General features: G+C 37.1%; 9 protein-coding genes. 8 read left to right on the forward strand and 1 reads right to left on the reverse strand.

Annotation, left to right across the window (positions count from 1 at the left end; genetic code table 11):
- Both MHH69_RS03745 and MHH69_RS03750 read left to right on the forward strand, forming a co-directional pair.
- A complete protein-coding gene (locus MHH69_RS03745; protein ID WP_341361768.1) occupies positions 1 to 1,467 on the forward strand; it encodes an adenosylcobinamide amidohydrolase in 1,467 nt (488 codons plus the stop codon).
- Positions 1,464 to 2,024, forward strand: coding sequence for a cob(I)yrinic acid a,c-diamide adenosyltransferase (locus MHH69_RS03750; RefSeq protein WP_122971422.1), 561 nt, complete (start codon positions 1,464 to 1,466; stop codon positions 2,022 to 2,024). The genes MHH69_RS03745 and MHH69_RS03750 overlap by 4 nt, the downstream gene beginning before the upstream one ends.
- Before the next feature lie 107 nt (positions 2,025 to 2,131).
- Here the strand turns inward: MHH69_RS03750 and MHH69_RS03755 are convergent, their stop codons facing one another.
- On the reverse strand, positions 2,132 to 3,700 hold the full coding sequence (locus MHH69_RS03755; RefSeq protein ID WP_341361769.1) for an IS1182 family transposase: 1,569 nt from the start codon (positions 3,698 to 3,700) through the stop codon (positions 2,132 to 2,134).
- A 382-nt stretch (positions 3,701 to 4,082) separates the two neighbouring features.
- Here MHH69_RS03755 and MHH69_RS03760 point away from each other — a divergent pair, with 382 nt between their 5' ends.
- The 6 genes from MHH69_RS03760 (at position 4,083) to MHH69_RS03785 (ending at position 11,670) form a co-directional block, all read left to right on the forward strand.
- Positions 4,083 to 6,242, forward strand: coding sequence for a (Fe-S)-binding protein (locus tag MHH69_RS03760; RefSeq protein ID WP_341361770.1), 2,160 nt, complete (start codon positions 4,083 to 4,085; stop codon positions 6,240 to 6,242).
- Positions 6,243 to 6,575: 333 nt separating this feature from the next.
- Positions 6,576 to 7,769 carry an acetyl-CoA C-acetyltransferase gene (locus MHH69_RS03765; RefSeq protein ID WP_341361771.1) on the forward strand — a complete coding sequence of 398 codons (1,194 nt, stop codon included), beginning with the start codon at positions 6,576 to 6,578 and terminating at the stop codon, positions 7,767 to 7,769.
- A gap of 53 nt (positions 7,770 to 7,822) precedes the next feature.
- Positions 7,823 to 8,677: a 3-hydroxybutyryl-CoA dehydrogenase gene (locus MHH69_RS03770; RefSeq protein WP_122971425.1), complete on the forward strand. Its 855-nt coding sequence runs from the start codon at positions 7,823 to 7,825 to the stop codon at positions 8,675 to 8,677.
- Between the two features lie 10 nt (positions 8,678 to 8,687).
- Positions 8,688 to 9,818 (forward strand): acyl-CoA dehydrogenase, encoded by a 1,131-nt coding sequence (locus MHH69_RS03775; RefSeq protein WP_122971426.1) that lies wholly within the window; start codon positions 8,688 to 8,690, stop codon positions 9,816 to 9,818.
- Between the two features lie 64 nt (positions 9,819 to 9,882).
- The gene (locus tag MHH69_RS03780; protein ID WP_122971427.1) at positions 9,883 to 11,022 is read left to right on the forward strand and encodes an acyl-CoA dehydrogenase; all 1,140 of its coding nucleotides are present in this window, start codon (positions 9,883 to 9,885) and stop codon (positions 11,020 to 11,022) included.
- 3 nt (positions 11,023 to 11,025) lie between these two features.
- Complete coding sequence (locus tag MHH69_RS03785; protein WP_122971428.1) at positions 11,026 to 11,670, forward strand: TetR/AcrR family transcriptional regulator; 645 nt, start codon at positions 11,026 to 11,028, stop codon at positions 11,668 to 11,670.
- The last annotated feature ends 80 nt before the right edge of the window (positions 11,671 to 11,750 follow it).

The raw sequence follows: 11,750 nt of genomic DNA on the forward strand, positions 1-11,750 counted from the left end.
ATGTTAAAGGTCCAAAATATTTCTGGAGGTTATGGTTCAACTCCAATACTTTCGAACATTTCCTTTGAAGTGGAAAAAGGGAAAATGTTAGGTATTCTTGGTCCAAATGGTTGTGGGAAATCCACTTTATTAAAAGTGATTAGCGGCATTATGAAACCATCAACGGGAACTGTTTATGTTGATGGTAAAGAAATTAAAGATTACTCTCCGAAACAATTAGCAAAAAAAATGACGGTTTTACCACAGCTACATGCAACAGCTTTTTCGAATACGGTTCGAGATACCGTTTCCCTAGGACGTTATCCTCACCAGTCTGCATTTTTTTCCAGTTGGAAAACAGAAGATGAAAAAGCAGTTGTTAATGCAATGGAACAAACAGGCGTAAGGAAATTTGAAAAAGCTCAATTGGAATATTTATCGGGAGGAGAGCAACAGCGGGTTTTTATAGCTCAAGCTTTAGCCCAATGTTCTAGTTTACTTTTACTTGATGAACCGACAAACCATTTAGATATTGCCCATCAAAAGCAAATATTAGATATGATTCGCAAGGAAGTAACGAATCACGACTTAACGGTTGTTTCTGTTTTTCATGATATTAATTTAGCTTCACTATATTGTGATGAAATTTTATTAATGGAGGATGGAAAAGTAAGGGCAAAGGGTGTTCCCCATGAAGTATTAATCGATGATCAAATAATGGATGTATATAAAGCAAGAATTTCAATGCAAGCCCATCCGGAGCAACCAAAACCTCAAATGACAATATTACCTGATTTAAACGAGCTTGCAAAGGAAAAGGTAATTACAGTAGAGAATATAAAAATAACAGATGAATACGTTGAATGTAAATCTGCTTTTCCTTTACGGGTTTTATCTTCAGCAGTTCATAATGCTGGATTAGGTTGGTATTCAAATTTTATTAATCGAACTGTTCAACAAGATTATAATATTTATCAAGTGAAAGAAGAGTTTTTACAATATTTAATAGAAGAAGGGTTTTCCCCTACGAATACGGTCGGCATGATGACGGCAGTTCATACGAAAAACGCTATTGTAAAACAATATGAAGCTCCTTTTGGAAGCGTTATCGTTATGGTCACAGCAGGAATTGGAAACGCAATAGATGTATCCCGTTCATATGATAGGGATAATAAGAATCATGTTGGAACGATTAATACGTGGGTAATTGTTAACGGAAAATTATCTGATGAAGCATTTGTTCAAGGCATGATGACTGCAACAGAAGCGAAAACGAAAGCATTACATCATGAAAAGGTGTATGATACCATTTCTAATACGATGGCAACAGGTACACCGACCGATAGCTTACTTATTGCGGCGACTCAGCAGGGAGAATATATGCAATATGGTGGGCCTATTACAGAAGTTGGTAAAGTAATAGGGAGGGGCGTTTTTGAAGCGACAGTGGAAGCAATTCAAATTTATCGAAGAGGGGCGTTACAATGAAACTGTACACGAAAACAGGGGATAAAGGAAAAACGAGCTTAATGGGCGGACGTGTCAATAAGGACGATTTACGTGTAGAAGCTTATGGCACTATTGATGAATTAAATTCTTTTATTGGTAAAGCGATAACGGAATTAGACTCAACGATTTTTCAAGATTTAATTGAAGACTTACAAACGATTCAGCATGAATTATTTGACTGTGGCGGAGATTTGGCCAATGTAATGAAGGAACGACAATATACTCTACAAGAATCATCCATTGAGGTGCTAGAAAAACGTATTGATACTTTATCTGATGAAGCACCTCCATTAAAAAGATTTATTTTGCCAGGCGGAACATCGGCAGCTGCAACTCTTCACATTGCTCGTACTGTTACACGTCGTGCAGAGCGGAGAGTAGTGACGTTAATGAACGAAAAAGAAGATGTTCCTACCGTTGTACAAAAGTATTTAAATCGATTATCGGATTATTTCTTTGCAGCGGCCCGTGTTGTCAATTTCCGTTTACAAGTAAGTGATGTGGAATATATTCGAGGCGGAGATGTATTTAAATAATGTAATTAAGAGGCTGGGACATAACTAGCTTCAAATAGTGGGAAAGGTGAATTTGAGGAAACTCAAATTCACCTTTCTCTATTTTTGTATGTAAATTCTTTTTTTCTTTAGTTAATGGCCATGAATTTTCTTAAATTCACAGCCATTAATGCGAGGCCCATTTCGTTTTCTACCTTCGATTTTCCTCGTACAGAAAATCGAGTGAAACGCAAATTAGCCTTCAAGAATCCAAAAACTGGTTCCACATCGATTTTGCGTCTTCGATAAATGGCACTTGTTTTCTCTTCTGAAAGCTTTGCTCTTACATATTCTTTTTGCTGTTCCCATTTTTCATTTACCATTAATTTTCGATTGTTGCCTTCTTTAGCTTTGGTACACGATGAACGGAATGGGCATCCCGAACAGTCTTCACACTCGTAAATTTTGAGCTTCCGTTGGAAGCCTGTGTGGTCATTACGGACAGAATAATATTGAAATTCAAGACGTTTTTGATTAGGACATGTATATGTATCGGTTTCTTCATCATACGTCCAGTTATCGGGATTAAATATGTTTTGTTTATACTTTTTCTTTTGTTCTTTCAAATACATACTATACGTAATAAGTGCTTCTCGTTTTCTATTCGAAAGGATATCATGAAAGTTTTGTTCACTACCGTAACCTGCATCTGCAACAATGTGTTTTGGTAACTCAAAATAATGCTGCTCAATCTCATCTAGAAATGGAATTAACGTACGTGTATCTGTTGGATTTGTATATATACTATAGGCAAGCGTATATTGACCTTCCGTTGCGATTTGTACATTATATCCAGCTTTTAATTGTCCGTTTTGCATATAATCATCTTTCATTCGCATAAACGTCGCATCTGAATCTGTCTTAGAATAGCTATTGCGTGTACCAAAGATTTCAAAGTCTCTTTCGTATTTTTGTTTACGTAGGACAAAATCAATCAACTGCTTGCGTAATTGTTTCGGGTATTTACGTTTATTTCTTAAGGCTTTTCGTTCTAGAACATCTGATGATGTTTCAATTTGTTTATCATATTCAGTTACGACATCGTCCACTTTTTGAACTAATTGAGCGAGTTCTTCCAATGATAACTGTTTATCGCTTTCACGTTGAATTTCAGGTATGATTTCACTCTCTAGTAGCTCATTGTATAGCTGGTTTGACTTTTCAATTAAATTTTGGTGATATTTTTCAATGGTTTTCTTCCAAACAAACGTAAATTTATTCGCATTTGCTTCAATTTTTGTACCATCGATAAAAATCGCTTCTTGATCAATAAGCTTTTCTTCAATCAATTGGCAACGGAATTGAACGAAACATTGACGAATTAAATCTTTCACTTCTGGTTGAATACGGAATCGGTTGATTGTACGGTAGCTTGGTTCATATCCTTGGGCTAGCCACATCATTCGGATACTGTCTTTTAATAGGGCTTCAATTTTCCGTCCTGAGAAGATAGATTGTGTATAGGCACATAAGATAATTTTAAGCATCATACGTGGATGATAGGCAGGACACCCCTCATTTCGTAGAAATGGTTCGAACGCTTCATGAGGGATACTTTCAACTAGATGATGGATATGGAAAGCAATATCATTATTTTGTAATTTTACTTCTAAATCTAAAGGCAAAACGAGTTGATTCATGTTATAATCTTTAAACATAAGGATCCTTCTTTCTGTATAATTTTGTTGTGGTGACTTAATTTTATCAGAAGTGGTCCTTATTTTTTATTTAAAATAATCAAAGCCGGTGAAATTTTACTTATCGTAAAATTTCACCGGCTTTTCATTTCAGAGGTGGGTTTTGTCCCAGCCTCTTTTATTTTGAAAAGAAGGTATAAATAGAAAAAAGACGAATAAAGAAAGAAAATTTTAATATAATTAGAAATTTCCGAACAATACATTGACTGAATGCTCATTCATATTTTACAATAAAAACAGAATAATAAGAGATTTCTAATCAATGCTAATCATAATTATAGGTTGATAGGAATAATCAATAGAAACAGAAACAAAGGGGAAAAAGAGATAAGGGGGAGAAGAAATGAATGCATTATTAATTGCAAACTGGGTGTTGTTTATTGCGGTCGTGCTATACGCAGTAGGATTGTTTGTTTATCTGTTAAAAACACGATATGAGTTTGTAAAGCTTGGGAAGAAAGAAGAATTTAATGACAATGTTATGATGCGACTCGAAAAAATTTGGGTCAATGTTTTTGGACAATCTAAATTATTAAAAGATAAAAAAAGCGGATTTATCCATGTTTTATTTTTCTATGGATTTCTTCTCGTTCAATTAGGGGCTATAGATTTTATCTGGAAAGGATTAGCTCCAGGATCACACCTTCCATTAGGACAATTATATCAAGTATTTACGTTATTTGAGGAAATTGTAGCTGCGGTCATTTTAGTTGCCGTTTTTGGAGCTTTTTATCGTCGGTATATTGAAAAGCTCGTTCGTCTAAAACGAGGTTGGAAAAATGGACTAGTATTAATTTTTATCGGTGGATTAATGGTTTCCACATTAGTTGGAAACGGCATGGGAATTATTTGGCATAATCATGGCTTAACTGGTAGTGAGCCGATTGCCTCAGGAATTGCTGCTATATTTAGTTTCTTACCAGCTGAAGCTGCTGCAGTAGGATTTTATATTATGTGGTGGGTACACTTACTGATTTTATTAACATTCTTAGTGTATGTTCCGCAATCAAAGCATTTCCATCTTATCTCTGGCCCTGTAAACGTTTACTTCCACAGATTAGACCGTGCTGGTACGCTTCGCCCAATTAATTTCGATGCGATGGAAGAGGCGGAAGATGAAGAAGAAATGCCTTCCTTTGGTGTTGGTAAAATTACAGACTTTACTCAAAAACAATTAATCGATTTATACGCATGTGTAGAATGCGGCCGTTGTACGAATATGTGCCCTGCAACGGGAACAGGTAAAATGCTGTCCCCGATGGATTTAATCGTTAAGTTACGTGATCATTTAACTTTTACAGGTGCTGTTACAACGAAACAAAAGCCTTGGGTTCCTGCTTTTGCCTTTAACAATTCAAAGGGCAATCAACTTGCAATGGCTGCAGGGGCAGAAGGGGCAATCGTTGAGGATATTTATAGTCCATCATTAATCGGAGACGTTATTACAGAAGAGGAAATTTGGGCTTGTACAACATGCCGAAACTGTGAAGACCAATGTCCTGTTATGAATGAACATGTAGATAAAATCATTGATCTTCGCCGTTATTTAACGATGACAGAAGGAAAAGTAAATTCCGATGCTCAACGGGCTATGAACAATATCGAACGTCAAGGAAATCCTTGGGGTCTTAACCGTAAAGAAAAGGAGAACTGGCGAGACCTTGATTCATCTATTCATATTCCGACTGTAAAAGAAGCGAAAAAATCAGGAGAAGGTTTTGACTATTTATTCTGGGTCGGCTCGATGGGATCCTTTGATAGTCGTTCACAAAAAATCGCTCTGTCCTTTGCTCGATTAATGAATGAAGCAGGCGTGAAATTTGCTATTTTAGGGAATAAAGAGAAAAACTCCGGTGATACACCTCGCCGATTAGGAAATGAATTTTTATTCCAAGAGCTTGCAACAGCTAATATTGAAGAGTTTGAGAAAAATGAAGTGAAGAAAATTGTAACGATTGATCCTCATGCCTATAACATTTTCAAAAATGAATATAAAGATTTCGGATGGGAAGGGGAAGTCTATCACCATACGGAACTATTATATGAGCTAGTAGAGCAAGGGAAATTAACATTAAACCATCGAGTTGATGAAACAATTGTATTCCATGATTCATGTTATTTAGGTCGTTACAATGACGTATATGATGCACCACGGGAAATTTTAAAAGCGATTCCTGGTGTAAACCTAGTTGAAATGGAACGAAATCGTGAAACGGCTATGTGTTGTGGAGCAGGTGGAGGTTTAATGTGGATGGAGGAACATGTTGGTAACCGAATTAATGTTGCTCGAACAGAACAAGCATTAGCTACAAGTGCTTCCATTATTTCATCAGGCTGTCCATATTGCTTAACAATGCTGTCGGATGGTACAAAGGCGAAGGAAGTGGAAGAAACAGTCGGTACTTATGATATCGCCGAACTTTTAGAACGCTCTGTATTTGGTGATAAAAGTTTTGAAATCTCCGTAGAAAATCAGGAGGAACTAGAGACAGTTAGCAAGTAATTGCAAGTGACTAAGAAATAAATAGATAGAAACTAATTGGGAATCGACTTCTTTTGATAAGATGGAACAAAATTATTGTTTTTTTCAACATTTTTATGCAGAAATTAAGCGAAAATATAAAATTTAGAAAAGTTGAAATTGAATAATTTATCAGTATTCTGTAAAATGAAGTTAAAGATGAAAAGGGGAGTTCTAAATGACTCCCTTTTTTATTAAAAATAAATTGAGCGAGCGTTCAGTCGATTGGATAATCTTAATCTATCAAATTGATTAAAGGAAAATGAAGCTCAGAAGCATAACAATTTTTATTCAAAAACAAAGGGGATGGGGATTTTGAGTAAATCAGTTATTTTAGAAGGGGCTAGAACACCATTTGGTAAATTTGGAGGTTCTCTTGCATCTCTTTCAGCGAGTGATCTTGGAGGAAATGCCATTCAATCCGCCTTACAAAAAGCAAATATTCAACCAGAGGAAGTACAAGAAGTGATTATAGGAACAGTTTTACAAGGGGGCCAAGGGCAAATTCCTTCTAGGCAAGCAGCAACAAAAGCTGGCATTCCTTACACAGTTAAAACAGAAACGATCAATAAAGTATGTGCTTCTGGGATGCGGAGTGTCACACTAGCAGATCAACTCATTCGGTTGGGAGAGGAAGAGGTGATTGTTGCCGGTGGTATGGAGTCTATGTCCAACGCACCTTACTATTTACCAAAAGGACGCTGGGGTCTTCGGATGGGAGATGCGAAGTTAGTAGATGGAATGGTATATGATGGACTATCTTGTGCCTTTCATCCAAATAATGTTCATATGGGCACTTACGGAAATGAAACAGCGAGTAGTTTTGATATTTCACGGGATGTGCAAGACGAATGGGCAGTTCGCAGTCATCAATTAGCTATCAAAGCAATAGAAGAAGGAAAATTTGCTGAAGAGATTGTTCCAATTGAAATAAAGGGTCGTAAAGGTGATGTTACGACAATTCAAGAAGATGAAGCACCTCGAAAAGACACAACAATGGAAGCGTTATCAAAATTGAAACCAGCCTTCGACAAGGATGGAACAATTACAGCAGGTAATGCACCAGGGGTAAATGATGGGGCATGCGCCCTTGTGTTAATGAGCGAAGAACGGGCGGAGCGTGAAGGACGTAAGCCACTTGCTTATGTATTAGGACATGCGGAAGTTGGAGTGGAACCAAAGGATTTCCCTCAAACACCGGGTATTGTCATTAAAGAATTATTAAAGAAAACACAAAAATCTGTGGATGATATAGATTTAATTGAAATAAACGAGGCGTTTGCTGCTGTAGCATTAGTGAGCAATCAAATTGCAGGATTGGATCCAGAAAAAGTTAATGTGAATGGGGGAGCAGTAGCTTTAGGACATCCAATTGGAGCATCAGGCGCGAGAATTATTTTAACTTTAGCTTATGAATTAAGACGCCGGGGTGGAGGTATTGGTATTGCAGCCATCTGTTCAGGTGGTGGTCAAGGAGATGCCATCATGATTGAAGTACCAAAACAATAACAAAATTGTTTCAACTAGGTAAAAAACGTTCGAACATAATGGGGGATTGAAATATGACGATTCAAAAGGTGATGGTTGTTGGAGCAGGACAAATGGGATCAGGAATAGCCCAAGTGATTGCTCAAGCAGGGTTTGAAGTGAAACTTAATGATATGAAACAAGAGTTTTTTGAACGGGGACTTCATGTTATTACGAAAAATTTATCGAGGGATGTTGAAAAGGGAAGAAAAACAGAAGCAGAAAAGGAAGCAATTTTAAATCGAATTACTATGTCATTAGATTTAAAGGATGCCTTTGATGCTGATTTGATAATCGAAGCAGCAACAGAAAATATGGATATTAAACAAACTATTTTTAAGGAACTTGATGCAATAGCACCTAAGCATGCTATTTTAGCGACAAATACATCTTCTTTACCAATTACAGAAATTGCTGCTGTAACTGAAAGACCGGAAAAAGTAATCGGCATGCATTTTATGAATCCTGTTCCTGTAATGAAACTTGTAGAAATAATCCGTGGTCTTGCAACAGCAGACGAAGTATATAAAACCGTTGAGGAAATGACTCATCAACTTGGAAAAACACCGGTAGAAGTAAATGATTTCCCAGGTTTCATTTCTAACCGTATATTGCTACCGATGATAAATGAGGCGATTTTTGCCCTTTATGAAGGGGTTGCCACAAAAGAGGCAATCGATGATGTGATGAAGCTAGGAATGAATCATCCAATGGGTCCACTCACGTTAGCGGATTTCATTGGCTTAGATACATGTCTATATATTATGGAAATTTTACACGAAGGATTGGGAGATAGTAAATATCGCCCTTGTCCACTGCTTCGTAAATATGTAGCAGCAGGTTGGTTAGGGAGAAAGACGGGCCGCGGCTTCTATGTTTATGAAGATTAAGGAGGACATCATGAATCTTAACTTTAATGAAGAACAAATTATGTTGCGCGATATGGTTCGTCAATTTGCGGAAACTGAAATTGCACCATTCGTAGAACAAATGGAGCAGGGAGAATTTCCGAGGGAGATTCTAAAAAAAATGGGGGAGTTAGGTTTAATGGGGATAACTGTACCAAATAAATATGGTGGTGCAGGGATGGACTTTACTTCCTACATTCTAGCAATCAACGAAATTTCGAAAATTAGTGCTGTTGTAGGGGTAATTCTTTCGGTACACACATCAGTAGGAACGAACCCGATTCTCTACTTTGGAACGGAAGAGCAAAAGAATAAATATGTTTCAAAATTAGCAACGGGAGAATATTTAGGTGCTTTTTGTTTAACCGAACCGGAAGCTGGTTCAGATGCAGGTGCCTTAAAAACAAAGGCTGTAAAACAGGGTGATCATTATGTTTTAAATGGATCCAAAGTTTTTATTACAAATGGTGGAGAAGCGGACGTTTATATTGTATTCGCATCGACGAATCCAGAAAAAGGCTCTCGAGGTATTTCAGCTTTTATTGTTGAAAAGGATACACCTGGTTTTATTGTAGGAAAAAATGAGAAGAAGATGGGGCTTCATGGTTCAAAAACAGTCCCATTAACCTTTGAAAATATGAAAGTACCTGTAGAAAACCTATTAGGGATGGAAAACGAAGGGTTTAAAATTGCCATCGCAAATTTAAATGCAGGAAGGATCGGTATTGCTGCTCAAAGTTTAGGGATTGCAGAAGCCGCATTAGATGCTGCCACAAATTATGCAAAAGAACGCATACAATTTGGGAAGCCAATTGTTTCAAATCAAGGGGTTAGTTTTAAATTAGCGGATATGGCAACTGCGGTAGAAGCGGCGAAATTATTAATCTTCAAAGCAGCAAACCTTCATTCGTTAAGTTTACCTTGTGGTAAAGAAGCTTCTATGGCGAAATTGTTTGCATCTAGAACTGCTGTTCAAGTTGCAACCGAAGCTGTGCAAATATTTGGAGGTTATGGTTTTACGAAAGATTACCCAGTTGAAAGATATTTTAGAGATGCGAAAGTAACTGAAATTTATGAAGGTACAAGTGAAATACAAAAAATCGTCATTAGTAAACAGTTATAAAATACAAAGGGATATATATTGATTTTTTTTTAACCAATGAAAAGTTGATGGGGGATATGACAAGATGAACTTTCAATTATCAGAAGAACATGAACAATTGAGACAAATGATACGGGAATTTGCTATAAACGAAGTTGCACCATCTGCTGCAGAACGGGATGAGGAAGAACGTTTTGATCGGGAAATTTGGGATAAGATGGCTGAACTCGGTTTAACGGGTATTCCATGGCCAGAACAATACGGTGGAGCCGGCTTCGATTATTTAGCTTATTGTATTGCTGTTGAGGAATTATCCAGAGTTTGTGCATCGACGGGTGTCACGTTATCAGCCCATACGTCATTAGCTGGATGGCCTATTTTTAAATTCGGTAATGAAGAACAAAAACAAAAATATCTTCGACCAATGGCGGAAGGAAAAAAGATTGGAGCTTATTGTTTAACTGAACCAGGCTCTGGTAGTGATGCAGGTGGTATGAAAACAACTGCAAAACGAGAAGGCGACGAGTACGTATTAAACGGTTCCAAAATATTTATTACAAATGGTGGAATCGCTGATACTTATGTTGTGTTTGCGGTAACCGATCCTGAATCTAAGCATAAAGGAACAAGTGCATTTATTGTAGAATCGAGTTTCCCTGGATTTACTGTTGGGAAAAAAGAAAAGAAATTGGGAATTCGTTCATCACCTACAACGGAAATTGTTTTTGATCAATGTCGAGTACCAAAGGAAAACTTGCTCGGTCAAGAAGGAGAAGGCTTTATCATCGCAATGAAAACGTTAGATGGTGGACGGAATGGAATTGCAGCACAAGCTGTCGGAATTGCACAAGGGGCATTAGATGCGGCGACAGAATATGCGAAAGAACGTGTCCAATTCGGAAAGCCAATTGCAGCCAATCAAGGCGTCTCGTTTAAATTAGCAGATATGGCAACAGCAGTAGAAGCATCAAGGTTATTAACGTACCAGGCGGCATGGTTAGAATCGAACAATCTTCCTTATGGTAAAGCATCGGCAATGGCAAAATTAATGGCAGGCGATACTGCGATGTCTGTCACAACTGATGCCGTACAAATTTTTGGAGGCTATGGTTATACAAAAGAATATCCGGTAGAGCGATATATGCGCGATGCGAAAATTACGCAAATTTATGAAGGGACACAAGAGATTCAACGATTAGTAATCTCTCGTATGCTTACGAAATAATCGATGACAGAAAAGAGTGAGAAAATTTTAGTCAAGTCATCAGTTAAAGATGAAAGTTTAATTGAAATGCGTCGAAGGCAAATTGTAAATGCTGCCCTCAAATTATTTAAAGAAAAAGGCTTTCATCGGGCGACCACAAGGGAAATTGCTAAAGCTGCCGGATTTAGCATAGGGACATTGTACGAATATATACGTACAAAAGAGGACGTTCTCTATTTAGTATGTGATGATATTTATAATCAAGTGACGAAAAGACTATCACAAATTTCTACAAGCTCTGGAACGATTGAAGAACTGAAAGAGGCAATCAAACAGTATTTTTTACTAATTGATAGTATGGTAGATGAATTTACCATAATGTATCAAGAGACAAAGACATTACCGAAAAATGCACAAGTTTACGTACTCAATAAAGAATTCGAAATGGTGGCGCTGTTTGAGAGAATTTTAAAAAAATGTGTGCAATCTGGAAAGATGGCATTAACCGATAATGATATCTATTTAGCAGCAAATCATATTGTAGTTCAAGGGCAGGCATGGGCCTTTCGTAAATGGGCTTTACAGAAACATTTTACTATTAATGACTATACGATTGCCCAAACGAAAATGTGTTTATCGGGAATTTTACATGATGAAAACGCTAATTAAACACCGCTAATTGCATACGTGTACACGTTGCCGATAAGCGGTGTTGTTTTCATTCGGCTATGTTAGCAAAGGGAAACATT

Origin of the sequence: Ureibacillus sp. FSL E2-3493, assembly GCF_038077515.1 — a bacterium.
Classification (GTDB): domain Bacteria; phylum Bacillota; class Bacilli; order Bacillales_A; family Planococcaceae; genus Ureibacillus; species Ureibacillus halotolerans.

Bases quoted from the DNA above. Each gene is read 5' to 3' on its own strand.
- MHH69_RS03745 (WP_341361768.1), top strand. From the start codon at position 1: ATGTTAAAGGTCCAAAATATTTCTGGAGGTTATGGTTCAACTCCAATA.
- MHH69_RS03750 (WP_122971422.1), top strand. From the start codon at position 1,464: ATGAAACTGTACACGAAAACAGGGGATAAAGGAAAAACGAGCTTAATG.
- MHH69_RS03755 (WP_341361769.1), bottom strand. From the start codon at position 3,700: ATGTTTAAAGATTATAACATGAATCAACTCGTTTTGCCTTTAGATTTA.
- MHH69_RS03760 (WP_341361770.1), top strand. From the start codon at position 4,083: ATGAATGCATTATTAATTGCAAACTGGGTGTTGTTTATTGCGGTCGTG.
- MHH69_RS03770 (WP_122971425.1), top strand. From the start codon at position 7,823: ATGACGATTCAAAAGGTGATGGTTGTTGGAGCAGGACAAATGGGATCA.
- MHH69_RS03775 (WP_122971426.1), top strand. From the start codon at position 8,688: ATGAATCTTAACTTTAATGAAGAACAAATTATGTTGCGCGATATGGTT.
- MHH69_RS03780 (WP_122971427.1), top strand. From the start codon at position 9,883: ATGAACTTTCAATTATCAGAAGAACATGAACAATTGAGACAAATGATA.
- MHH69_RS03785 (WP_122971428.1), top strand. From the start codon at position 11,026: ATGACAGAAAAGAGTGAGAAAATTTTAGTCAAGTCATCAGTTAAAGAT.